This window comes from Vibrio sp. SALL6, assembly GCF_002002385.1.
Classification (GTDB): domain Bacteria; phylum Pseudomonadota; class Gammaproteobacteria; order Enterobacterales; family Vibrionaceae; genus Vibrio; species Vibrio parahaemolyticus.
On record NZ_MQVK01000026.1, the window covers coordinates 111,973 to 135,235 of the forward strand.

General features: G+C 44.7%; 21 protein-coding genes. 8 read left to right on the forward strand and 13 right to left on the reverse strand.

Annotation, left to right across the window (positions count from 1 at the left end; all coding sequences use genetic code 11):
- Nucleotides 1-35 precede the first annotated feature (35 nt).
- The 3 genes from dgcN to BIW15_RS17855 form a co-directional block, all read right to left on the reverse strand.
- A complete protein-coding gene (gene dgcN, locus BIW15_RS17840; protein WP_077281376.1) occupies nt 36-1,040 on the reverse strand; it encodes an N-acetyltransferase DgcN in 1,005 nt (334 codons plus the stop codon).
- Nucleotides 1,041-1,141: 101 nt separating this feature from the next.
- Nucleotides 1,142-2,023 (reverse strand): LysR family transcriptional regulator, encoded by an 882-nt coding sequence (locus tag BIW15_RS17845; RefSeq protein ID WP_025605693.1) that lies wholly within the window; start codon nt 2,021-2,023, stop codon nt 1,142-1,144.
- 154 nt (nt 2,024-2,177) lie between these two features.
- Nucleotides 2,178-3,386, reverse strand: a complete 1,209-nt coding sequence (locus BIW15_RS17855; RefSeq protein ID WP_077281378.1) for an MFS transporter — start codon at nt 3,384-3,386, stop codon at nt 2,178-2,180.
- 200 nt (nt 3,387-3,586) lie between these two features.
- On the opposite strand from BIW15_RS17855, the gene soxR reads away from it, so the two are divergent.
- On the forward strand, nt 3,587-4,024 hold the full coding sequence (gene soxR / locus BIW15_RS17860; protein WP_005498064.1) for a redox-sensitive transcriptional activator SoxR: 438 nt from the start codon (nt 3,587-3,589) through the stop codon (nt 4,022-4,024).
- 3 nt (nt 4,025-4,027) lie between these two features.
- On the opposite strand, the gene BIW15_RS17865 is transcribed toward soxR, so the two are convergent.
- Both BIW15_RS17865 and BIW15_RS17870 read right to left on the reverse strand, forming a co-directional pair.
- A complete protein-coding gene (locus BIW15_RS17865; RefSeq protein WP_005464146.1) occupies nt 4,028-4,423 on the reverse strand; it encodes a DUF2391 family protein in 396 nt (131 codons plus the stop codon).
- 13 nt (nt 4,424-4,436) lie between these two features.
- Nucleotides 4,437-5,288, reverse strand: a complete 852-nt coding sequence (locus BIW15_RS17870) for a tetratricopeptide repeat protein (RefSeq protein WP_005464201.1) — start codon at nt 5,286-5,288, stop codon at nt 4,437-4,439.
- Between the two features lie 238 nt (nt 5,289-5,526).
- Here BIW15_RS17870 and BIW15_RS17880 point away from each other — a divergent pair, with 238 nt between their 5' ends.
- The gene (locus tag BIW15_RS17880) at nt 5,527-5,997 is read left to right on the forward strand and encodes an ASCH domain-containing protein (protein WP_023624778.1); all 471 of its coding nucleotides are present in this window, start codon (nt 5,527-5,529) and stop codon (nt 5,995-5,997) included.
- A gap of 68 nt (nt 5,998-6,065) precedes the next feature.
- On the opposite strand, the gene BIW15_RS17885 is transcribed toward BIW15_RS17880, so the two are convergent.
- Together BIW15_RS17885 and BIW15_RS17890 are read right to left on the reverse strand one after the other, a co-directional pair.
- Nucleotides 6,066-6,653 carry a trans-aconitate 2-methyltransferase gene (locus BIW15_RS17885; RefSeq protein ID WP_021449357.1) on the reverse strand — a complete coding sequence of 196 codons (588 nt, stop codon included), beginning with the start codon at nt 6,651-6,653 and terminating at the stop codon, nt 6,066-6,068.
- A 123-nt stretch (nt 6,654-6,776) separates the two neighbouring features.
- Nucleotides 6,777-8,294 carry a phospholipase D family protein gene (locus BIW15_RS17890; protein WP_077281379.1) on the reverse strand — a complete coding sequence of 506 codons (1,518 nt, stop codon included), beginning with the start codon at nt 8,292-8,294 and terminating at the stop codon, nt 6,777-6,779.
- Between the two features lie 741 nt (nt 8,295-9,035).
- On the opposite strand from BIW15_RS17890, the gene BIW15_RS17900 reads away from it, so the two are divergent.
- The 5 genes from BIW15_RS17900 to BIW15_RS17920 all read left to right on the forward strand — a co-directional run bounded on the left by BIW15_RS17900 (nt 9,036) and on the right by BIW15_RS17920 (nt 16,449).
- Nucleotides 9,036-10,193 (forward strand): efflux RND transporter periplasmic adaptor subunit, encoded by a 1,158-nt coding sequence (locus BIW15_RS17900; RefSeq protein ID WP_011106254.1) that lies wholly within the window; start codon nt 9,036-9,038, stop codon nt 10,191-10,193.
- Nucleotides 10,194-10,206: 13 nt separating this feature from the next.
- Nucleotides 10,207-13,365 (forward strand): efflux RND transporter permease subunit, encoded by a 3,159-nt coding sequence (locus BIW15_RS17905; RefSeq protein ID WP_025605700.1) that lies wholly within the window; start codon nt 10,207-10,209, stop codon nt 13,363-13,365.
- Nucleotides 13,366-13,701: 336 nt separating this feature from the next.
- A complete protein-coding gene (locus tag BIW15_RS17910; RefSeq protein ID WP_077281381.1) occupies nt 13,702-13,968 on the forward strand; it encodes a hypothetical protein in 267 nt (88 codons plus the stop codon).
- Nucleotides 13,969-14,384: 416 nt separating this feature from the next.
- Nucleotides 14,385-15,605, forward strand: coding sequence for an alpha/beta hydrolase (locus BIW15_RS17915; RefSeq protein WP_077281382.1), 1,221 nt, complete (start codon nt 14,385-14,387; stop codon nt 15,603-15,605).
- A gap of 4 nt (nt 15,606-15,609) precedes the next feature.
- Entirely contained in the window at nt 15,610-16,449 is an 840-nt protein-coding gene (locus BIW15_RS17920) for a DNAase (RefSeq protein ID WP_077281383.1), read from the forward strand.
- Nucleotides 16,450-17,016: 567 nt separating this feature from the next.
- On the opposite strand, the gene BIW15_RS17930 is transcribed toward BIW15_RS17920, so the two are convergent.
- From BIW15_RS17930 to BIW15_RS17955, 6 genes are read right to left on the reverse strand one after another with little or no spacing between them, the layout of a single operon-like run.
- Nucleotides 17,017-17,676 carry an HAD family phosphatase gene (locus BIW15_RS17930; RefSeq protein WP_077281385.1) on the reverse strand — a complete coding sequence of 220 codons (660 nt, stop codon included), beginning with the start codon at nt 17,674-17,676 and terminating at the stop codon, nt 17,017-17,019.
- A 1-nt stretch (nt 17,677) separates the two neighbouring features.
- The gene (locus BIW15_RS17935) at nt 17,678-18,697 is read right to left on the reverse strand and encodes an ABC transporter ATP-binding protein (RefSeq protein WP_045586757.1); all 1,020 of its coding nucleotides are present in this window, start codon (nt 18,695-18,697) and stop codon (nt 17,678-17,680) included.
- A complete protein-coding gene (locus tag BIW15_RS17940; RefSeq protein WP_021484318.1) occupies nt 18,697-19,482 on the reverse strand; it encodes an ABC transporter permease in 786 nt (261 codons plus the stop codon). The genes BIW15_RS17935 and BIW15_RS17940 overlap by 1 nt, the downstream gene beginning before the upstream one ends.
- A gap of 3 nt (nt 19,483-19,485) precedes the next feature.
- Nucleotides 19,486-20,385 carry an ABC transporter permease subunit gene (locus tag BIW15_RS17945; protein ID WP_029844184.1) on the reverse strand — a complete coding sequence of 300 codons (900 nt, stop codon included), beginning with the start codon at nt 20,383-20,385 and terminating at the stop codon, nt 19,486-19,488.
- On the reverse strand, nt 20,382-21,206 hold the full coding sequence (locus tag BIW15_RS17950) for an alkaline phosphatase family protein (protein WP_024701495.1): 825 nt from the start codon (nt 21,204-21,206) through the stop codon (nt 20,382-20,384). Before BIW15_RS17950 ends, BIW15_RS17945 begins: the two co-directional genes overlap by 4 nt.
- Nucleotides 21,207-21,236: 30 nt before the next feature.
- A complete protein-coding gene (locus BIW15_RS17955; RefSeq protein WP_077281386.1) occupies nt 21,237-22,319 on the reverse strand; it encodes an ABC transporter substrate-binding protein in 1,083 nt (360 codons plus the stop codon).
- A gap of 209 nt (nt 22,320-22,528) precedes the next feature.
- On the opposite strand from BIW15_RS17955, the gene BIW15_RS17960 reads away from it, so the two are divergent.
- On the forward strand, nt 22,529-23,257 hold the full coding sequence (locus tag BIW15_RS17960) for a UTRA domain-containing protein (RefSeq protein WP_005483913.1): 729 nt from the start codon (nt 22,529-22,531) through the stop codon (nt 23,255-23,257).
- The last annotated feature ends 6 nt before the right edge of the window (nt 23,258-23,263 follow it).

Sequence of the window (23,263 nt, forward strand, 5' to 3'; positions counted from 1 at the left end):
TAAACCGCAGTTATTTTCTAAACCGTAAATGTTTCCTAAATCGTAAGGATCTTATCTGCAACCGCATCAACGCCAAAACGCACAGGGTCGGTGACGGGCACCTGATATTTGTCGCTCCAATCCTGGCATAACTGTGCCGCATCTTCTTCGCTGATCGCCGAAGTGTTTAAGCAAATACCCACTAATTGAGCTTTAGAATTTGTTAGGCGAGCAGCGGCCAGATTCGCTTCTATCGTTTGTTCAATGGTTGGCAAGCTCGCATGTGGTAAGTTGCGGATGTGCGGGCGACCAATCTCATGGCACAGTACCAGAGCGTCCGCTTGTGCGCCGTGAAGTAAGCCCAAACTTACGCCAGCAAACGAAGGGTTAAATAACGAACCTTGCCCTTCGATGATGTCCCAATCGTGGTCAGTGAAGTCGGGGCTGATCGCTTCTACTGCGCCGGAGATAAAATCGGCAACTACGGCATCAATCGAAATGCCACTGCCTGCGATGAGAATTCCGGTTTGACCAGTTGCTTTGAACTCTGCACGACAGCTTTTACGCTTCAATGCATGCTCAATGGCAAGGGCAGAGTACATTTTGCCAACGGAGCAATCTGTCCCTACAGTAAGTACTCGCTTGCCTGCGCGTACTTTGCCATTGCCGACCTTGAGCGGGGCATCATAATGGCGAACATCATACAGTTTGGTTAATCCGCGTTGTTCTAGATCGGCAAGAGGAGCAAATTCCGCTAAACGTTGGTGCATGCCCGATGCAATTTCAAATCCCATTTCTGCCGCTTCAAGTAAGGTAGCTTGCCAAGCTTCGGGAATGACGCCTCCTGGATTTGCTGTGCCAAGCACCAACGTTTTTGCTCCTTGCTGCTGCGCTTGTTGTAGTGTCATGTCGGTTAAACCAAGCGATACGGTTTCTGGCGTCAGGCGGATTTGGCCAAGACAAATCTCAGGTCGCCATTGGTAAATGCCACGCGCGGTTTTTGCTGCGAGTGGATCGGTTACATCGCCAAGAAAGAGTAGGTAAGGTTGAGCAATTTGCATGATGGTTCCCTTCGTCATCGTTATTGCCCATTAATGTAGCCAGACTGATTTAGGAAACCGAATGCTTATTTGTTAGGCAGGTATAACTTCAAGTTATACCTTTAAACCATCTGTTGTTTTAGGGCGGTGATAAATTGCTTTGTCGCAATGGATTGAGGTGTGTGCTCTGCGAATAAAATAGATACAGAGAAGGACATGTTTGGCTCCAAAGCATGCACGGATACGGCATCATCTTGGCGATATTGTTTTGCAGTCCATGGGTCTACAATGGCGAACCCTGCTTGGTGTTTCACCAGTTCAGCCGCCGCGGAGTAGCTGCGTACAGTGATGGCATGTTGATAATGCTCGTCACGCGCTGACAAGGTTTGATGCAACAACAAGCCCAGAGGGTCTCGGCTATCTAAACCGATAATGGATAAATCGTCACTGATGAGCTCTTCTAAAATGACGGTTTTTTCTGCGGGTATCGCTGCGCTTTTAGGAGCGATCAGTACCAAGTTTTCTTTCAATAACACGTGCCCCATGATCGCTGGTGGTGTTTCTTCACCAAAAGCGATAGCGACATCCAATTCATGTTTCAGCAACCCAGAGCACAGCTCATCGCGATTGGCCGTTAATAGCTCAAAGGAGATGCCGTGCTCTTTCGACAACAACGCGACAGTCGGCGCTAACAAGTGCGCGGCCAAAACAGGCGGGGCACCGACTCGTAAATGTTGAGTTCCCTGTTTGACTTTGTTGGTCAGAGAGCGAAATTGTCCGAGTTGTTGATAGACTTTTTCTGCCTCTGGCAATAAGGCTTTGGCTTCTTGAGTGGGAACGAGGCGACCTTTTACGCGTTCAAATAAAGCGAAGCCCAGTTGTTGCTCTGTATGGGCGAGAACTCGAGTGACATTGGGCTGGGAAACGTGCAGTAAGCGAGCAGCACCAGACACCGTTCCTGCTTGCATAATGGCGTAAAAGACTTCCAATTGTCTTAAGTTCACTGCGATTTCCCTCTGCTCATGTTGGTCACCTCAGAATACCCAACCTTGCTGATGAGCGATAGAGGCAAAAGTGCTGGCGTAAAAAATAGGAAGACGATGTTGGTTGCCTTCTTATCTCGCTTTCTCAATTTCTCAACTTCTCAATTTCTATGCTTCACTTTGCTGCTGCATGAAGGGGCAGGTCGTTAAACGGCTCGACGTCTCGGCTGAGTAATCCCATCAAAACCACTGCTAACACCATGACAACAGCTGCTATTGCAAAACCGTATTGTGTTAGCTCGTAATGACTCAACATCGCGATTAACACGTAACTGAGAGATTGAATGGTGGTGGCAAACATGCTGATGCCGCCATCGACGCGACCTCGTTGATGAACCGCTACGGTGTGATGCATCCAGTTGACTCTCGTAATGCGATTTAGCGCGTTAAACACACCAAACAGCGCCGTAAACAACAAGACGGTCAGCGGGCTTATCGCAAAACTCATTCCGATAAACGCTAGAGATACCATGACCATCGAAGCAAACATAATGTGGCTATGGGAGGCGCGACTCAGCACTTTGGTGACAATGAAACCTGTTAGTAACGAGCCGAGACCAAAACTGATGTTGAACCCCGCAAACCAATCGCCAGAGATGCTTTGTTCAGAAAACCAAATCGGCACCAATTTGCTCAAATACGTCAATGCAGGATAAGAGAGGCAAGAGAGCAGAATAAAGCCATAAAAGCGGGGTTCGAGACGGAATATTTGTTTGCTCTCTTTGAGTTGTGCGATGAAAGCTACGGATTTTGATGCCCTTAATTGTTGGGTATAAGGCGTCAGAATATAGAACATCGCCGCTAAAGCGGAAGCGCTGGCCGCAAACAAAGCAAACTCTTTCATGCCCCACATTTCAAGCAAAACAATACCCAACGCGCCAGCTCCGAGGGTTGTGGATTGCATTACAATTTCTTGCTGACCCGAAATTTTCGCATACTCATGGTGCTGATAATTTTCTTGGGTGAACGCGTTGTTGGTTGTCCATGCAAAGTTACTCGAAACCCAATACACCAATTGCGCAAAAGCCAGCAGCCAGTGGGACTCAAACCCTAACCAATAAGCAATGAACACCACCAAAGCCATACCCGATTGAATCCATTGATTGAGCACGAGGAGTGCTTTTCGTGAATGTCGGTCCACTAAAGTGGAAAAGAAAGGCGTTGCCAGAAAAGAAATCGCGGTGCAGCTCAGTGAAACTAAAGCGACGAATGTGCCCATTTTTGGCTCGGAAAGCATGACCCATGGCAGTGCCATCATGAACAAGCCAGAGGAAATGCTGTCGAAGAAGCGGCCAGCTAAGTACGGCTGAGTTTTATTTTTCATTATGTTTGCCTCAAATTCCCAATGGATTTCAAAACGTTGGCTTCTAGCGGTGCTGTGTTTGTCAACCAAGTTATGCGTCCTGAACGCAATATTTCGAGACCGTCTGGGTTTAGCGTTATTTAAGATGGTGTAACTTTAGAACCTCAAGTAAACTTGAGGTAAAGCTTTTTTTAACAAAATAGAAACACGGGAAGTCAAGGATGGAAATCAGCGTAGGAGAAGTGGCAAAACGTTCTGGAGTGAAAGTCTCTGCCCTGCATTTTTATGAACAAAAAGGACTGATTTCGAGTTGGAGAAATCAAGGCAATCAGCGCCGCTACCACCGCAGCGTTTTGCGCCGTGTCGCGGTGATTAAAGCGGCTCAGCAAGTTGGGTTATCGTTAGAAGAAATCAAACATGCGCTAGATGAGCTGCCGAAACATCAAGCTCCGAACAAAGAGCAATGGGAAGTCATGGCAAGCCATTGGCATGAACAGTTAGAACAAAAGATTCAAAAGCTCAAAGCCTTGCAAAACGATTTGGGTGGATGCATTGGCTGCGGATGTTTGTCGTTAGAAACTTGCGCACTGCGAAACCCAGAAGATGTGTTAGGCAAAGATCACTCAGGTTCTAATTTGACCTTAGAAGAAGAGGCGTAAGCGTTATTCTTTGTCGAAACTGTCCACCACAATCGCGCCCATCGACGCTGGCATTGTGATGACGATAACGCGTTTTATCGCAACGATCGGGTCAGTAAAGAGTGGCAACTTGTCGAGACAAAATAGCACCAAAGCCACCACGATAGCGGCGATGGAATAGGCGATCACAACGCGAAATACAAAGATGGGAATGCGTTTTCTAATGTGGCTTTGAAATACGCTTTGATAAGCGAAAAAGCTGAGAAAAATCACAGAAAGGCTTAACAACATGAGCAGGTTTATCATGGGTAAGCTTTCACCCAATCGCCATGCTTCTTCCGAAAAAGAGATAGGCACAGCAAGGGCAAAAGCGCCCACTAATACTTGGCTGGCATCTTCAAGATTAAAGTGGCTGCTCATGTTGTAGGTTCCGTTATTCGTTGTTATTGCTCAGCTGCAACAGCTTCTCGAATCGCTCGTTACCGTGCAGCAATTCAAGATCGCGTTCTTCTGCCAACAAATCGCGAATTGAAGGGCTGTAGTCAATGGCGCGTTCCAGATCTTCAATCGCTTGTTCCTCAATCCCTAATCGAGAGTACGCACAAGCGCGTTGGTAAAGCGCAGGGCCATTGGTGTAATCTACCTCGAGCACTCGGTTACATATGCTTAGCGCCCAATGGTATTCGTTGATTTCCATGGCCGCATCGGCTTTGTAAGTCAATGCTTCAAGGTCACCAGGTCGAATTACCAAGATTTCGTCATAAATCTCAATACGTTGTTCCGGCGTTTGCGAACTTTGAGCACGTAACCACAAGTTGTGGATTTCGTTGATCTTTTCAATCTCTTTGTTGTTTTCACTGATGATGCGAGTTTTGCGTTTTAAATCTCGTTCCAGCGCAACAAATTTCTTTTCATATTCTTGAGCGATTTTTTCCAATCGCTTGTCCGCCATTTCTTTTGTGTTGTGCTTAAACTCGCGCAGCGACTGCCAACCTACAAAGGCGATCAATGATGCCACGCCCGCGATGATGTAGAAGAAGTACGTTACCGTCACATTTGCGTAGTTCAGCGATTTATCCGCCACCGTTAATTCACGATCGGTGATCTCGGTGATCATTCGCTTTTCAAGGCTTTGGTAATCCTGACGCAAGGATTTAAGTTCATCTAAAATATAGCGTTCCATTAACGGTCTATCTAATAGATCTGATTCAGAATATTTTTCTTCGGATGCCAGAGTCGGGAGAGAAAGAATCAGGGAGAAGAAGAGGGCAATAAATAAGCGCATAAAACGTCCTTTTGCGTGAAGAGTACAGATAGACCCTGCAACCATAGCAAATCGAACAAACGTTTAGCAAAGTTATTACAAAAGAAATGCTTGTCACGCTTTTGCGCAACTTTTATGGCTCAAGACAAAAGTGGAAGCAGAAAGACGGGTTTGTGAACGGTAAACTCTTTGGTCAGTTGTTCTTTGTTTTACAACTGGTTATGCTCGTCCTTAATTCTTTCTCAAGTGTGATAAGTGCATGGACGCAAAAGCAAAAAACTACTTAAATCGGTATCTTGATTCGCTCTCCCCAGAGCAGAAAAGTGCTATTCCATCAGTCAGTGCTGACTACTATTGTGCCGATGAATACAACGCGAATGTGTGCGCCGAACTCGTACGTATTGGGCAGAAAACGGCATCGTGCAGTATGGAGCTGTGGTACAGCGAACACGGGGAGCCGATGCCAGAGGTCGGGCATTTGCAAGTCGTCACCAATTGGGACGGTGAGCCTGTTTGTGTGATTCAAATGACGGACGTGAGCACTTGTCGATATGATGAAGTCACCGCAGAGTTTGCCTACGCAGAAGGCGAAGGTGATAGAACCTTAAACTGGTGGCGTGACGCACATGCTGCATTTTTTAAAGCCGAGTGCGATGAGTTGAACATCGATTGGCATGAGCAACGTTTGCTGGTTCTAGAACGCTTTAAAGTTGTGTATCCATTTGAATAATCAGCGTTGAGTGACTAAAAAACAGCACCGAGTTTGGTGCTGTTTTCGTTTTTATTCCTGCGTTCAGATTAACGTTTCACTGCCGTGACGCTGAATACATGCCAATGTTTAGGCGTCCCGACTATGGTGGTGCCATCTTCATCTCTTTCATGCATGGAGACGATGTCATAGCCCTCAAAACATTGCTCGACTTGCTGGCGAGTGAGTGAGGTTAGATGAGCATGCGAGTTTGAATCAACCCAAGAATCGTTCACGCCTAAAAAGTCTCCGCAGAAAACACCACCTGATGGCAAAGAAGAATCGATTTGATTCCACACGTTTTCAAAGTGCGCTTTTGGGCAAAAGAACAGGCTGGCGCTAGCAATAAATAGGGTGCACTTAGGGTAATCAAAATCGCTGAAACACGCTTGCGAGATGGAGAAGTTCGACTGTTCAGAAAAACGCGTCTCACAGGTTTTTATTGCATCTGAGTTGTTGTCGAATGCGTGAACACGAAAGCCTTGTGCGAGAAGAAAATTGGAGTCTCTCCCTGTACCGCAGCCAGCGTCAACGGCAATTTTCTTTGCTAATGTGTGAAATTGTAGGGCTTTCTCTACATTGACCCTGTGTGGTTGTTGAGCGACTTTTTGATAGTACGGATCCCATGAAACTGACATTGAATTTCCTTTTCGTTATAAAAAACGCCATTCAAATTTGAATAGCGTTTTTGCTGTCTTTGAAGCTAGCCTACACAACTCTATTTTTTGCGGCGCTAACGAAATGCAGAGAATGTGACCAAGTTAAAGTTGATCTTCTATTGGTAAAATGCCGGAGAACCAAGCGCCTAATCGGCGAAAAACGCCTGCTTCGGGTTCCGAATCATATTCCTCACCAGTTTTGGTGTTTGTCCAAACAATGTCTCCGTCACGTAGAGTGAGTCGATAAGCGTTGTCTTTCAGTTGGCTGGGTAATTTTGCCAAAAATGCTTGCACGTATTCCGGTTGTTCAATCACAACGGCCATTTCGGTATTCAAAGCCGCAGATCGAGGGTCCCAGTTCATGGAGCCGACGAACAATGTTTTGTCATCAATCGTCATTGCCTTGGCGTGCAAGCTCGCACGGCTACTGCCCGTTAAGCTCCATTTACTCTTGAGCTTCGCGCTGGATTTCATTTCCCAAAGTTTGATGCCGGATTCGAGCAAATCTTCACGATATTTGGCGTACCAGCCATGAACGGCAAAGACGTCATTCGACGCAAGGCTGTTGGTGACGATGGTGATGTCGACACCTCGCTTAGCTGCATTCGTCAGAGCTTTTGTGCCAGCTTCTGTTGGGATGAAATAAGGCGAGATGAGCACGAAAGAGTGCTCAACACTTTTTAATAGCTCGGTTAAGTTTCCGACTAACTGACTATCGTGTGTCGTGACTTTATCTGGCAAATCGAACCAAACTTGTCCATCACCCCAGTACAAATTCAGTTTGCCTTGTTTGAGGTCTTGATACATATCCAAGGCGGTAAAATCGTATCGGCCAGAAGAGAATTTTTCTTGCAAGTTCAGTTTGGTGACTTGTTTTTGAATCGCGGCATCGGAGACGCTTTGAGATTCTGGCGATATCCACTCCATCGGCACGGCGTGTACGCTGTTCCAATAAAGATCAAACTGATCCGCCGTTTGCTGCACGGCTTCCCCGTAGAGCAGTAAATCGAAGTCGCCGAACTCTACTTCTGATTCAAAAGAGAAATACTCGTTACCAATATTTCGTCCACCGACAATCGCAGAGACACTGTCAGCAATCAGCGATTTATTGTGCATTCGGCGGTTCAGTCGTTCGAAGTCACTGGTTAACGCAAAGATTCGTGCAGAGCGGTATTGATGAGGATTGAACAGGCGTATTTCAATATTGGGGTGCGCATTTAGAGCCGCCATGACGTTGTCGTTGCGTTTTTGCATGTCATCAAGCAGCAGTCGGATTCTGACGCCTCGTTTGGCTGCTTCGTACAAACGCCAAGTGATCAGCTGGCTGGTTTCGTCACCGCGATAAATATAGTACTGAAGATCCAAGCTTTTTTGTGCGGACTCGATGAGAGAAGTACGAGCAAGAAGGGCATCGTGTCCTTGGTTGAGCGGGTAAAAGCCAGTGATGGTTTTAGGATCTTCGCCATAAGCTTCAAAGTAATGAGCCAGAACCGAATCTTGTTGATAGCCGAAATGGAAAGTTGTGGATTTCTCACTTGGCTGATTTGATTCGATTGATGAGCATGCTGAAAGCACTGAGAACATGGATGCGAAAATGAATTTGGAGAGCGTATGTAACAATGCACATTTCCTTGTCTTACAAAACCTTACTGTATTGAAGTATAGACATAAGTGCTTTCAACGTGCAGTTATCGCGGCTAAAGAACGAGTGTTTAGTCAAGTAAATCCATGAAGTGAGATCATACTGCGGGAAGAAAGCGGTATTGGGCGCGTTTTTCTCCTAATTTCAGTTTATTTTTATGGCGCATAAAATCATTTATTTTACTTATGTTTCTTGTTGTATTGGTCATTATGACTAATATCTGGCGATAATAACCAATAGCGCTCTGTAATAAATCAATTGAAATATATAACCATATGAATTTATTGAGGTAAATGTTTGGCACAGCGTTTGCCTAGAGACAAAAGAAGTAAGTCAGCACAACTTGCGGAACTGGTTAATTTTTTGTTAATTTTATTAACTTTGAATAGACGGTTATTTGTGGCTAGTCACCACAGAAAAACGCAGCTCTCTTACTTTACTTGAAATTGGCCTCAGCAAGCAGGCAACGAACACGGGTTCCTTGCCTTGAACTGCATGATTTCGTTTCAAGTTAGTTGAATGATGTAACGGCCACACACCATGTTGTTAGTCGCTACAGAAGTACAAATATCTTCGTCTATTTCAGATGCAATGAACTCACCGATTGCTCACAGGGAGTACTTGCTAACTCATTGAGCATTATGCTTTTTGATGTCGCATTTAGGTTGAAAAACCAACACGAGCATTCGGCTGAATACAACAATAAAAAAGGATTTTTGATGTTAGCAAAACCCATAGTACGTTGGCTTTTACCCTTCGTTGTCGTCGGCGGATCTTACGCTGGATATGCTGCGATTGCAGCGACAGCACCAGAGAAAGAGTCAACAAAAGAAACCATAACCGAACCCACAGTTCGAGCCTCTTCTCTTTTTCCTACTGACCATAAAGTCGTGATTACCAGCCATGGCGAATTGGTTCCATTCGAAAAAACACACCTTTCTGCTCAAGTCAGCGGTGAAGTGATCAGTTGGCACCCTAATTTTGTAACCGGTGGCATCGTGAAGCGTGGGGAAGTGCTATTCACGATAGAAAGCGATAATTATGAAGCGGCCGTACTTCAAGCTGAAGCGGGTCTGGCTAGCGCTCGTGCATCGTTAATTGAAGAACAAGCAAAAGCGGAAGTGGCGAAACGCCAAGCGAAGAAACTTAGCGACAAGCAAGTTACCGATCTGTACTTGCGTAAACCTCAGGTGCTTAGCGCGCAAGCGCAAGTGAAGTCTGCTCAAGCCGCTCTCAAACGTGCAAATCGCGACTTGGAAAACTGCCGAGTGGTTGCGCCATACGATGCTTTAGTGGTCGAGCGTGATGTCGGTGTGGGTCAGTTTGTGACGTCGGGATCTCGTGTCGCAACTTTGAATAACATCGAAGTGGCGGAAGTGCATGTTCCAATTGCTGGTTTTGATAGTGCGTTTTTGCCGGAGTCAATCAAAGAGCTGACAGCAACCGTAACTCAGCAAGGCATTCTCTCGACCACACGTGAAGGTAAAGTCGTTCGCGATTTAGGAATGATTGATAGCGCCACGCGCATGATCAATATGGTGATTCAGGTTGAAGATCCTTATGGCATCGATAACCAGCAACCGCCAATCAAATTTGGTTCTTACGTAGAAGTCAGCTTTACGGGCAAAGAGCTCAAGCACATCTATCGTCTTCCACAAGAATTAGTGAAAAACCGCACGGTTTGGGTCGTCAACGATGAAAATCAACTTCAGCCTCGCACTGTCACAGTGTTAAGAGCGGAGGGAGAATTCATGTTGGTAGGTGAAGGTTTGGAACAAAGTGACCAATTGGTCCTGACTCTTCCTGAATACCCTCAAAAAGGCATGGCGGTTCAAATTGCAAAAAAGAATGACGACTCCGAAACCGTCGTACAGTAAGTAGGAGTTTGTCATGGAAGATACGAATCAAAAGGGCATCATTGCCTATTTTGCCAATAACCCTGTGGCTGCCAACCTGTTGATGGTGTTTATTATCATCATGGGTATCGTGAGTTACATGTTTATCCAGCGTCAGATGTTCCCGAATATCGAAGTGAACTACATCGACGTTCGCGCGACTTATCCAGGTGCGTCTCCTCAAGAAATTGAAGAGAGTATTTTGGTCAAAGTGGAAGAGTCGATCAAAGACGTTACTGGCATTAAAAAAGTGGTGTCACGAGCTTCTCGTGGCAGTGCATATATTTCTATCGAAGTTGATGTCAACGCGGATATCAAGCGAGTGCTTGATGATGTGAATCAGCGCATCGATACTATTTCTAACCTGCCTCTTGGCATGGAGCCCATCAATGTCTATCAGGTTGAATGGCGACAAGACGTGATAGAAATGGGGCTGGTGGGGGACAGGCCTCTTGAAGAGCTTAAGCCGATTGCGAAGCAGATTGAAGATGAGCTTCTGCAGCTTAATAACGTCATGTTGGTGTATTTAAGTGCGCCAGAGGAAGAGATTGCGATTGAAGTCGATCCCCTCGTGCTGCGTAAGTATGACCTAACGTTGAATGACGTAAGCAATGCCATTCGTCGTTACTCGGCAAACTTCTCGGCGGGCGAAGTCAAAACAAACTCCGGGATGATTGCGGTTCGAATCGAGAACCAATATTACCGTGGAGATGAGTTTAGAAATATTCCCGTTAAGCTAGGTGCCAATGGTGCCAAGGTATTGTTGCAAGACATTGCTACCATCAAAGATGGCTTTACCGAAGAAGAGCGCTACTTCGAGTATTCAGGTCAAAATGCTATCTACATGTCAGTCGAAGCGACGCGCGATCAAAACATCATTCCGGTTGCTCAGTCAGTTCGTAACTACATCGAAGCCAAAAACAAAACCTTGCCGAGTGATGTTCAGCTAAAAATTCTGGTCGACATGACGTACTACCTAAATGGTCGTCTCGACATGATGCTGAAAAACTTGCTGCAAGGCGCGGTACTTGTCGCGATCATGTTGACGATTTTCCTACGTTTCCGTTTGGCGATGTGGGTAATGATCGGCTTACCTGTATGTTTCCTTGGTGCGGTGATGATGATGCCAGCTTTGGGTATTACAGTGAACATCGTCTCGCTGTTCGCTTTCATCATGGTGCTCGGAATTGTGGTGGATGACGCCATCGTCATGGGAGAAAGTGCGTACAGTGAAATCGAAGAAAAGGGTGGCGGTGTCGAGAACGTGGTACGCGGTGTCAAACGCGTTGCTACGCCTGCGACATTTGGTGTTCTGACAACGATTGCTGTATTCGCACCATTCTTGCTTTCGAGTGGTATTGATAGTGCTTTCTTTTACGGCATTGCTGGTGTCGTGATTCTGTGTTTGATCTTCAGTTTGATTGAATCAAAGTTGATCCTACCAGCGCACTTGGCGCATACCCATTTTAAACCAGTCAAACCTGGTGGATGGCGAGATCGTTTCAACCAACGTTTCTTCGGCTTTGTAAACGGAACTTATCGTAACTTCGTGAAAGCCTGTACGCATTGGCGTTGGACTGTATTTGCTGTGTTCTGTGGTTTGTTGCTGATCAGTGCTGCATTGGTTAAATCCAACTATGTGCGTGTTATCCCTAACCCGAAAGTACCGACGGATTACCCTGCGATTACTATCGAAATGAATGACACGGTTTCCAGTGAGCAAACCATTGAAGCGTTGAAAACCATCGAGCGTGTCATGCAAGAGGTCGAGTCTCAAACTATTGCTGATCATGGGCAAGGTATGATTCGCGATGTGCTTTCTTACAATCGAAGCCGCACCGAAGGACGAGTGTTAGTGCCGCTTGTCGATGAGGAAATTCGTCCGTTCAATACCTTTGAACTTGCTCGACGCTGGCGTGAGGCGATGCCTGTTATTCCGGGGATGAAGAGTATCAAGATCCGCGAACAAAGTGCCGGTGGTGGCGATCGTGATGAGTTTGGTTACTTACTGTTTGGCTCCAACATCAATGAACTTAATCAAGCAGGACGTTACTTGATTGAACGTTTGCAGCAAGAAGAAGGGTTGTACGATATCTCGTCATCCATTGATTCAGGCAGCAAAGAAGTACTTCTTTCTCTTGCGCCTGTTGCGTACGATCTTGGTCTTGACTTGACCATGATTGCGCAACAAGTCGGCGGCAGTTTTTACGGCGGAGAAGCACAGCGTTTGATTCGCGACGGTGAAGAGATCAAAGTCATGGTTCGCTATCCTCAACTGACTCGTGAAGCGTTTTCTTCATTACGTTACGCTGTCATTACTACGCCAGCAGGCAAGAAAGTGATGTTGGGCGATGTCGTGAATATCAGTGAGCAGCCTGGGGTTAGCACAATTCGTCGCGAAGGTGGTTATCAAACCGTTTATGTGTACGGCTCTATTGATGAAGAACTCGTTGAGCCACAAGAAATTGTGAAAATCATCGACGATAGTATTTTGCCTGATATGAAGAAGCAGCACCCAAGTGTCAAAACAGAGCTGGGTGGTGACATCGAAGAGCAAGCCGCGCAACGTAACGAACAAATCATGTTCTTTGTGGCAGGGATGATCATTGTTTATATCTTGCTTGCCGTACCATTGAAGAGCTATACCCAGCCTCTTATCGTGATGTCTGTTATCCCGTTTAGTTTAACAGGGGCGATTTGGGGACATTTCTGGTTGGGGCTAGACATTAGCATGATGTCGACATTCGGTTTGATCGCAGCCGCAGGTGTGGTGATCAACGACTCGTTGGTGATGACAGATTATGTGAACCAAGTCCGAGAGAAAGGAATGAGCATCAAGCAGGCGGTGGTTGAGGCTGGTTGTGCACGTTTCCGAGCGATTACGTTGACATCCATCACGACCTTTGCGGGTGTATTGCCTATTATGTTCGAAACCAGTCTACAAGCACGTTTCGTAATACCAATGGCCGTCGCTTTGGGCTTTGCTGTGCTGTATGCCACAGTCCTGACGTTGGTGTTAGTGCCTTGTCTGTATCTAATGCTTGAAGATATTAAAAACATCTTTCGAGCGATTAAGCGCTTCTTCCAGCGTGTCATTGGTCGTTTTAGAAAAGCGTCAGTATCTTCAGATATTTCTGCGAATACATCGAACTAGCATCTCTTGTCTTAATAAAAAAGCAGCCTTCGGGCTGCTTTTTTTATGCCGAGGATTTAGGCCTGAATGACTTTAGATGAATGTTTGAGGCGCACGTTTTGAGCCGATAAGTGTGAGGAGAAATGGCGCTCTATACTATAGATTAACTGAATGAAATTGGCTGTTAGATTTGCTTGGTTAATTTAACACTTGGGGTGCGAAATTTACCATGCTGATATAAATATAAAAACGAACGTTTAATTAAGTTGTTGAATTTAAAGGATTAAAAAGTTGGCATCGTATGTGCAATATATAAATTGTAACCAAAATGAACTGCTAATCCTCAAGGAGCTTATTATGAAAAGCGTAATTCTATCTACTCTAGGTCTTATTGTTGTAACTTCATCGCCAATCGCTGCTGCTAACACTTTAGACAGAGAAGAGTGGATCTCAGATTTACGTCAGGACTTTTCTGAAATGAAGCATGAAGCTGTAGCAGATATTCAGCAAATGAACATAGACGCAATTGATGCGCGTGATGCTCGAATCGTGAAAAACATCAAAGATGAGCAGGCTCAGCTGGTAAAGGTGAAGTGCCGCAAAGACGAAGCGAGCAAGTCATAACCTCCGATTGTGAACAATCAATAAAATTAAAATGATGTATCCAATACGAGTTCGACGCTAGTTAGCAGTAGGCGTTGACCTTGTTGCTCTACTTGCCAGCCTTTCAGGCTGGCCTTTTTGTTACAGGTGTACTGTATAATTAGTATCTATGGATAAGTATCTCAATAATTTCTAGTTCAATGGTTAAGTGTCTCTTGTTTCAAACGAGATTTAAGGCACTTAACCTTTATATCAATAGATGTATATATCTAGTGAATTATCATCAAGTATAGGGATGAGTGTAATTTTTAAAATTGTTGTTTTCATTAAATTGGAGGCGATGCTATATATTTGAAATTTCGAAAAGATCTAGTCTCCTTTTTATCCTTCATCATACCTTAGTATATGTCCCACTTTTATTTGAATAGGGATTCGTAATGACTTGGGAGTTTATTGAAAGGAAAGAGGCTTTTGATTACATTGGGCTAAATAATAAATCGGTTAATGAAATTGAACAATTCTTACATGGGCGAGTGAGAATTTCGGCTGCACTCTTTAGCAATAAAAAGCTGTATCTATCAAGACAATCTCTCATCATGCTTGCGTCTCTAAATGAGTATGATCAGAAACAAGTTATCAAAGAAATGTATTTTCTTTCATCGAATCCAAGCGCACCGTCGGTAGTTAGACATAAACGTAATCCGTTGCTTCGAATATTTCGCACCAGATATCCCTTCAAAAATTATCATTATTTATTAACTTGTACCCTTAAAGATGGGAAAGTGGTAATCCATGATATAGCTTTTGACCGACAATTACATGGTAAGTCTGTTTTTAAGCATTCACATCAAAGAACCCAAATGTATCATGTGAAAAAAGAAACAGGTAAAAATGGTGAATACAATGGGGTGCAAAACAATGAAGAAGCAAAGTTATTGTTGGCTGAGTGGGATCACACTAAAGCTCAAGTAACTCATCAAGTCAATACACTTCATGCTACGGTAAATGGAATGCTGAATGATTATGAGAAAGCAGCGACACTGATGGGAGTGCATACGCAGGTGGCATATTCAGAAGATAAGCCAACAGAGTATACGTTGTTTCACAACCCTTCTGATAATGCGAAGCTAGATCTAATTGAATGTGTTTATGACAAAACTCGATTTACTTCGCACAATGCTCAACACCTAGCGGCGGTAATGAAACAATGTGCGGAGCAGGGTAAAAAAGTTAAATGGACAGTACATAGTCAAGGTGCCATTATTTTTAACTCTGCACTTGAATATGTGAGAAAAAAGAATCCGAGCTTAAAATTATTGAATCAACAAGTCGTGGTGCACGCAGGAGGAGAAAACACAACGAAGATAGGAAAAAACGCACAGCATGTTGGTTTGAAGATAAACTACAATAAAACTCGGACTAATCCTTTTGATATTGTCCCCAACATTGCTGCGAGGCAAGCCCCATTATCGACAAGTAGTCTCGTCCGTTGCTGTAAGTTTTTGGGATTGGTGATGAATGGAGAGGTCACAGAGAGCCCACATACATTACCCTATTTTGGCGTTGAATCCTATCGACGACAACTGATGATGTCTGGTACTAATATGGCTAGTAAACGTTTAAAAGATATTGATGCATATTTAAAGAACAAGAGTTAGAAATATGGGCCTTATTAAAATTTGTAAAGATGGCTTTCGAGGAAAACCAGATTTTTCAAACTTGCTACATAATGTATTCCAGATAGATGACTTAGTATTGTCATTTGAGTGTCCGAATAATATATATGAAGGGCATGTATACCAAGATCTTGTGGAGTTAAAAAAATTCGATATTGACTCAAAAGTAGAACGGCATGAAAAGTTAATAAAATTAGCTTCTATTTATTTCTCATTTCAAAAAAAAATATTAAACCCTCTATTACCTATAAATAAACAAGGTGGTTTATATATTAGGCTAAGGATCAAGTCTGCCAATGAGAGTATTCGCTCTGTCAATCAGTTGTCTTCATTAATAGAAAAAGAGTATGTGGAGTTTTATCATGCTCTAGAGTCTCCTGAAGGATCTAAGAAAGGAGATCATACAGAGATGATGAATGATGCTATCGATTACGCAAATCATCGCTGGGGATTAGAGCCGATAAACGAAGAAAAAAAGAGAGCGAAAGAAGAGTTTCTCGTAGGGGAGTTTCTTCGCGGCTACCCCCCAATTAAATGCCAAGCTATTGATGTTGGAGGGAAAACTTACTCAAAATACGTAGAAGGTAACTTGGAGTATAAGAAGGACTATCGAAGAGTTTACAATTTGCATATCAAAAACGAGTTTTACTTTAGTATCGAGTTTTTATACGAAATCGAGCCTATGTTTGCTCAAAAGAAGTTTTTAGATTGGGTGAGAAGTGCTGATGAAACCTTTGAGAAAAAGGTGTTAGAGTTACTAGAATTGTCTCCGCTTGTTGATTCGTATACTACCTCCAAGGTAGAGAGATTGACGAAACAAAACTGATCCTGTGCGCTCTGACTTTAACTTAAAGAAAAAAGCCCGCAAAGAATTTCCTCTGCGGGCGTAAAAAGGGCACCAAATTGGGTGTCTATTCATTTTGGAGGTGGTCGAACGTCCATATAAAACTGACAATAGGCTTGGTGAAAGGCTTACCACCAGCGCGACCAACGGAGCTAAAGTTAACATTGTTGTAATCATTGTTAAAATGTTAATTCTTCAATCAATGATTTCATTATCGTTAGTCTGGATTGTGAATATGTTGTTCGACTGTACGCGCAATGTGCATAAACTCAGTTTTTGATAACCAATTGACTCATAAATTAAGTTTTGCTTATTTGTTTTTGTTATATAAATTCGCTCTCAGTATGTTCTCAATCTTTCATATCTCAGATTAAGGTGACATAAAGCCCTTGCGTTTGTTAATGATGTGTTTTGTTTTTGCGCGAGAGCAGCAGCGTGTGTGAGTGGTAGGTTATGCTCTTAGGTGCGATGGAAATTAAAGCCAAGAAAGTAAAAGAGCAGCCTATTTCGCTCTTTTACTTTGTAAAGGTTAGCTTAAGATGTTGGCGACTAACCCCAAGACAAAACTGTCCAATTGGCTTTATCTGCGCGTGCTTTTAATTGAGGGCATGGATTCACCAAATATGCGTAATCTGCATATTCACATAAAGACAAATCATTGATGGAGTCGGTGTAAAAATGGACTTCAGAATAAGATTCTGGCTGAGCATCTAACCATGCTTTCAAGCGTATAACTTTGCCTTCTCGATAACTCGGAACGCCTGCAATTTCAGCGCTGTAGCTGCCGTGCTTCTCAACCAAATCAATTCCTAATGCGACGGGAATTCCTAATCGACGGCCGACCGCTTCGACTAAGAATGTCACGCTCGCAGAGATGATAACCATATCGATGTTATCGCGATCCAACTGTGCTATCAACGTTTTGGATTGCTCAAACTGCTTAGGCAGGATGTGGTGCTCTACACACTCTTCTACCAACGTATGGACGTGTGCAACGGGCATGTCAGCCAATGGTGCCATACAGAATTCTAAGTAGTCCTCCATGTCCATTTTACCTTCTGCGTACAAGGCCATTAAACGCTGATCTTCCTCTATGAAGTTTGATTGCGTTGCTATGCCTTTTTCAACCAAAAACGCATTCCAAATCATCGCACAGTCGGCGTTGATTAGCGTTTCGTCCATATCAAAGACGTACAAAGGTTTGGACATGTTAGGCTCTCACTGGTTGAATTTCATTAAGGTTAAACAGCAGCTCTAGTTGACTGCCGTTAGCTAGCAAGCGTTCGGATGAACGGTTGAGCAAATCGACCGTAAGATCGCACTCTTCGACGCACACTTGGTAGCGAATTACATTGCCAAGCAGTTGGTGATTTTTGATGGTTCCCATCTGCGGTGCAGAAATATGGTTTCCGTATTGGCGACCATGCTCTTTCACGTAGATGGACTCTGGACGAATTGCCACCTTCCATTCGGTATCGATACTAAAGAGTTGTTTGGCTTTGTTGGCATCGACCAAGTTGTAATGCCCCATAAACCCAGCCACAAATTCATTGGCAGGGTGAGTGTAGATCGCTTCTGGTGTGCCGGCTTGAACAATTTCCCCTTTGTTCATCAAAAAGATTCGATCAGACATGATCATCGCTTCTTCTTGGTCATGAGTCACAAAGATGGTAGTTAGGTTCATCTCTTTTTGTATGTCTCGGATCTGTTGGCGAAGATGCTTACGGATCTTTGCATCCAGTGCCGAAAGCGGCTCATCAAGTAAAAGAATACGAGGTTTAACCACGAGCGCTCGGGCTAACGCCACACGTTGACGTTGGCCTCCTGAAAGTTGGTGGGGGTAGTGTTTTTCTTTGCCTTTTAAGTCAACTAACGCTATGACTTTTGTCACTTCGCGTTGAATTTCATCAGAGGCGAGTTTCTTCATTTTCAAGCCAAAGGCGATGTTGCCCTCAACCGTCATGTTTGGAAAGAGCGCGTAAGACTGAAAAACCATACCGATGCCTCTTTCTTGTGGCACTTGGTGGGTGATCTCTTCGCCATTTACCCAAATTTCACCACCATCAACCGGATTTAAACCCGCAAGACTGCGAAGTAGGGTGGATTTACCACAGCCGCTAGGCCCTAAAAGCGTGATGAACTCGCCTTGTTCGATAGCGAATTGAATGTCTTCAAATACCGTATTGTCACCAAAACGTTTGGTAAGGTTTTTTGCGGTTACGTAACTCATTATTTGACTCCTCGGCTGAAACGACTTGCCAACCAAGTCAGTAAGAAAATAAACAGGAAATAGGTCATTACGAGTGCAGATGTGAAGTGGCCGCTGGTTTGACGCATGTTGTACAAGTAGATTTGTAGGGTTTCGTAGCGAGTGCCGACCAAAATATTGGCGAACACGAACTCTCCTAGTAAGAATGAGAAGGAGAGGAACAACGATGCCATTAACCCTTTCTTTAAATTGGGCAAAATGATCAACAAAAAAGCTTTGGTCGTACTTGCGCCAAGCAAGTGCGCTGCGTCCATCAAATCATGTAAATTGATGGCTTCAAAGCTGTTGGAAATGGCGCGATACATAAATGGCAATGCGATGGTGAAGTAAGTGCCCACTAAAATCCAGGGTGTGCCTATGAGGGAAATTTCACTGTCGGCATAGAGTTGAAGAAGGCCCACAGACGAAACCACGGGTGGTACTGCAAATGGCAGCAAAATCAGGATATTCATCAGCTTGTCGAGTTTCGGAAAGTAGTAAAACACCACGAAAATCGCAGGCAGTACGAGAACAACACTCAGCGCTAGTGCTGAAAGGCCAATAAAGAGCGAGCGACCAAATGCCTGTAAGAAGCGAGGATCTGTTAGCAGTTTAATGTACCAGTCAAAAGTGAAACCATCAGGCAGAATCGTTGCGCCCCAGCGAGAAGAAATCGAGTAAATGAACGTCGCTAGAATCGGGATCAGCATGATTCCGACGATGGTGTAAACGACGCTTTTATGGAATCGAGAATTTACGTCTTGCATGGTTTACTTCCTGCTTTTCTTAGCTGCGTAACTTTTGGCAATCAGCCACTGGTTAATCACCGTAATAAACGCCAACAGCGCCATTAAGATGACCGAGATGGCGGCTGCTAAATTTGGCTCTAGGAACAAATCACCAGACACCAAACTAGCTATACGAATGGTAATGACGTTGTAGTTACCAGAAGTGAGCGCATAAACGCTGGCATACGCACCGATCGCATTGGCGATCAAAATAATGAAAGTGCCAAACAGGGCAGGAGAAAGCACAGGCAAAGCCACTTTCGCCCAATATTGCGCAGTTCTTGCCCCCAACAGTGCAGCCGCGGCTTGCCAATCATCGCTCAGCGCATCAAAAGCGGGATAAAGCAGTAAAACCGCCAGTGGGATTTGGAAGTAGATGTAAATCGCCAGCAAGCCCCATTTGCCGTACAAGTCAAAATCACCGAGCAAACCATATTGCTTGAGCAACAACGTAATTGCCCCGTTTGTGCCTAAGATGATGATGAAGGCGAACGACAGAGGTACGCCTGCAAAGTTGCTGCTCATGTTGGTGAAGGCAATCACGGCGTCTCTTAGCTTACTGTCTACTCGGCGTAAGGAAGAAACCAACAGCGTCGCGATGGCGAGTCCGAAAATACTCGACCAAACGGACAACCATAAACTGTTTCCGAATGCTTGCAGCATGAACGCAGAATCGAGTACTTCGATGTAGTTATCGAAAGCGAACTCTCCATCGTAGATAAAGCTGTTAAACAGCACCCAAATCATGGGCGCGAGTTGAAATAGGTAGAAAAAAAGTGCAAAGGGAACCAGCCAGAATGCGGGTTTGATGCGCTTAAGCCAAACACTTGTCGTTGGTTTCGCCGCGCGGCTCGCGCTTGGTGATAAAACAGAACTGCTCATAGTGCTAACAACGCTTGCGTGTAAGGTTTATTGTGGTCAAGGTTTAACAACTGACAAACCGTGCCACAAATCTCGGTTTGTTTAACGTGACACTCTTGATGTGTGAACTTGTCGCCAATCACAAACATCGGAACTTCACGCTCTTCAGGGAGAATACCGCCGTGAGAAAGATCGTTGTTCATGCCATGGTCACTGGTGACGATGATCTGATAGCCATCGGCCAACCATTGCACGATGTAATTGGAGAGAATGATGTCTGCACCACGTGCTGAGTTGCGGTATTGGCGAGAATCCAATCCGTGCTTGTGACCCATGTCATCAATGTTCATTGGGTGGATTAGCAAAAAATCAGGCTGGTGAGTGCGACGCAAATGTTCCGCGTCTATGAAAAGCGCTTCATCAGGATAATGATCCCAATGATAGAAACAGCCGTGCTGAATATTCATTGTTTCATCGTTCGTAAAACGATCGCGAATCGGCTCAAATGGGGCGCGGTTATAGAGTTCACTCACCCAGTGGTAAGCCGCCGCCGCCGTCACTTTGCCTTGCGATTTTGCCAAACTAAAGATGGAATCATGATTCGACAGACGAACGATATTGTTGTTCACAATGCCGCTTTCTACGGGGCGAACCCCAGTTAAAATGCACTCATACAGTGGACGCGACATTGAAGGGAGTTCACATTGCACGGGGTAAAGCGTGGCGCGCATTTCTGGTCGTGAATGACCATGTTCTAGTAGACCGTTTAGGTAGCCCATGCAATTGCGGGCTACCTGATAGTTCAGTCCATCTAGAACAACAAGGATAACCTTATTGCTCATGATAAATTCTCAATACTTCTTGGAGGGAGGTTACTGCTGGTGAATCAATACACTTTCTTGCCATTGACGTGGCAGCTTACGTGCTGATTTTTCCCATGCAGAGAAGTCGGTCACTGGGTGAACGTTGCTGTACTGGTCATTTGCAATCAGCTTGTCTTGCACAGATTTTGGCAGAGTAATACTGGTGCGAATTGGACGTGCGTAACCTTCTGCTAGGTTGATTTGGCCTTGGTCACTAAAGATGTACTCACGAGCCAATTTGGCTGCGTTTGGATTTTTCGCGTATTTGTTGATGATGGTTGTGTAACCAGAAATCACGGAACCATCTTGTGGAATCGTGACAGTAAAGCGCTCGCGGTCAATCTTGTCGCGGTAGTTCAGCGCGTTGAAGTCCCACATGATCGCCACTTCAACTTCGCCTTTTTCTAGGTTGGCGATGTTCGGATCGGTAAATGACAAGCGACCTTGTTTCGCCAGTTCAGCAAAGAACTTGATTGCTGGTTTAAGGTTCGATTCGTCACCACCGTTGGCAAAAGCGGCTGCCAAAACCGCGTTGTTCGCTTGCGCCGCAACGCCTACGTCTCCAACCGTCACTTTGTAGTCACCTTTGAGTAAGTCACCCCAAGTTTTTGGTGCGTCTTTGACTAGGTTGTTGTTTGAGATAAAAGAGATAGTGCCAGTGTATGCCAGCGCCCAGTGGCCATCTTTATCTTTCGCCCAATCGGGAATGTCATTCCAAGTGGTCGGTTTATACGGTTGAGTTACGCCTTTTTTCACGGCAACTCGCGCAAATGCAAAACCGACGTCACCGATATCTGCGGTCGCATTTTTCTTCTCTGCTTCGAATTTCGCGATTTCTTGTGCAGAGCTCATGTCAGTGTCTTGATGTTTCAAACCGTAGTTTGATTGCAAATCAGCCCACGTGTCTTTCCAGTTTGCCCAACTGTCTGGCATGCCCACACTGTAAACCAAGCCTTCTTTTTGAGCGGCTTTTACTAGGGATTCTACATTGGCATCCGCTGAAAAAGCAGGCGCCGATAATGTTGCTGTAATTGCGGTGGCTGCAAGCAGTTTGGCAGGCACGACAGTGGAACGGCTAAGCAAAGTTTTCATTGTCTCTATCCTTCTGGACTAGGTCAGTAAGTTCGCTTTTTATCCTATGGGTGGAATGTGACGGTTTGGTGCAGATAATTTGACAGTTATGATTCACTTCTGTGGCGTTTGTATTTCATTTGATGAAGAAGTGAGCAGTTTGACTTGTCATATTTCTGTTACTTAAGCCTCTTATCTTGTTGAGAAAATATCTATTGGACTAGGTCAGAATGAAAACAACAGGTGCGGGCCAGTTAGGGACGCAGTTAGGAAAAATTAAAACCAGCTTGAGACAGCAAATTCACTCTGGCGTGGTTTCTCAAGGGCAAAAACTGCCTTCAGAAAGAGAGTTAAGTGAGCTGTTTTCTACCACCCGAATCACGATTAAAGATGCGTTAGTCTCGTTGGAAACTGAAGGGCTGATTTATCGAGAAGAGCGCCGTGGTTGGTACGTGTCTCCTGAGCGAATCTGCTACAACCCGTTGTCGCGTTCTCACTTTCATCAAATGATTCGTGAGCAGCATCGGATTGCAGCCACCCAACTGATCAGCGTGCGCAGTGAAATGGCGGCAGGGGATTACGCAAAAGCGCTCGATATCGAGCAGATGACGCCAATCCACATCATTGAGCGTTTGCGTTGTATTGATGGGCGAGCCGTGCTGTTTGTTGAAAACGTTCTAAAAGCGAGTTTGTTTGATGGTATTTTGGCAGAGAATCTGACTATGTCGCTGACGGGCATTTACCGTGAGAAATATGGCTACGAAACAATGCGTTCTCGATTCGATGTCATTCCAACGTCAGCACCAGCACATGTGGCGAAAGCATTGAATCTGGCTGAAGGACAACCTGTACTGAAAATTTGTCGCGTGAACTACAAGCAAGATGGAGAGCTAATGGATTGCGAGTTGGAATACTGGCGACCTGACGCGGTGATGATTCGCATAGACAGCGTGGGATAAACAGCA

Excerpts from the sequence above, each read along its gene's own strand:
- dgcN (WP_077281376.1), bottom strand. The coding sequence starts at position 1,040 with ATGCAAATTGCTCAACCTTACCTACTCTTTCTTGGCGATGTAACCGAT.
- BIW15_RS17855 (WP_077281378.1), bottom strand. The coding sequence starts at position 3,386 with ATGAAAAATAAAACTCAGCCGTACTTAGCTGGCCGCTTCTTCGACAGC.
- soxR (WP_005498064.1), top strand. The coding sequence starts at position 3,587 with ATGGAAATCAGCGTAGGAGAAGTGGCAAAACGTTCTGGAGTGAAAGTC.
- BIW15_RS17865 (WP_005464146.1), bottom strand. The coding sequence starts at position 4,423 with ATGAGCAGCCACTTTAATCTTGAAGATGCCAGCCAAGTATTAGTGGGC.
- BIW15_RS17870 (WP_005464201.1), bottom strand. The coding sequence starts at position 5,288 with ATGCGCTTATTTATTGCCCTCTTCTTCTCCCTGATTCTTTCTCTCCCG.
- BIW15_RS17880 (WP_023624778.1), top strand. The coding sequence starts at position 5,527 with ATGGACGCAAAAGCAAAAAACTACTTAAATCGGTATCTTGATTCGCTC.
- BIW15_RS17885 (WP_021449357.1), bottom strand. The coding sequence starts at position 6,653 with ATGTCAGTTTCATGGGATCCGTACTATCAAAAAGTCGCTCAACAACCA.
- BIW15_RS17900 (WP_011106254.1), top strand. The coding sequence starts at position 9,036 with ATGTTAGCAAAACCCATAGTACGTTGGCTTTTACCCTTCGTTGTCGTC.
- BIW15_RS17905 (WP_025605700.1), top strand. The coding sequence starts at position 10,207 with ATGGAAGATACGAATCAAAAGGGCATCATTGCCTATTTTGCCAATAAC.
- BIW15_RS17910 (WP_077281381.1), top strand. The coding sequence starts at position 13,702 with ATGAAAAGCGTAATTCTATCTACTCTAGGTCTTATTGTTGTAACTTCA.
- BIW15_RS17915 (WP_077281382.1), top strand. The coding sequence starts at position 14,385 with ATGACTTGGGAGTTTATTGAAAGGAAAGAGGCTTTTGATTACATTGGG.
- BIW15_RS17920 (WP_077281383.1), top strand. The coding sequence starts at position 15,610 with ATGGGCCTTATTAAAATTTGTAAAGATGGCTTTCGAGGAAAACCAGAT.
- BIW15_RS17930 (WP_077281385.1), bottom strand. The coding sequence starts at position 17,676 with ATGTCCAAACCTTTGTACGTCTTTGATATGGACGAAACGCTAATCAAC.
- BIW15_RS17935 (WP_045586757.1), bottom strand. The coding sequence starts at position 18,697 with ATGAGTTACGTAACCGCAAAAAACCTTACCAAACGTTTTGGTGACAAT.
- BIW15_RS17940 (WP_021484318.1), bottom strand. The coding sequence starts at position 19,482 with ATGCAAGACGTAAATTCTCGATTCCATAAAAGCGTCGTTTACACCATC.
- BIW15_RS17945 (WP_029844184.1), bottom strand. The coding sequence starts at position 20,385 with ATGAGCAGTTCTGTTTTATCACCAAGCGCGAGCCGCGCGGCGAAACCA.
- BIW15_RS17950 (WP_024701495.1), bottom strand. The coding sequence starts at position 21,206 with ATGAGCAATAAGGTTATCCTTGTTGTTCTAGATGGACTGAACTATCAG.
- BIW15_RS17955 (WP_077281386.1), bottom strand. The coding sequence starts at position 22,319 with ATGAAAACTTTGCTTAGCCGTTCCACTGTCGTGCCTGCCAAACTGCTT.
- BIW15_RS17960 (WP_005483913.1), top strand. The coding sequence starts at position 22,529 with ATGAAAACAACAGGTGCGGGCCAGTTAGGGACGCAGTTAGGAAAAATT.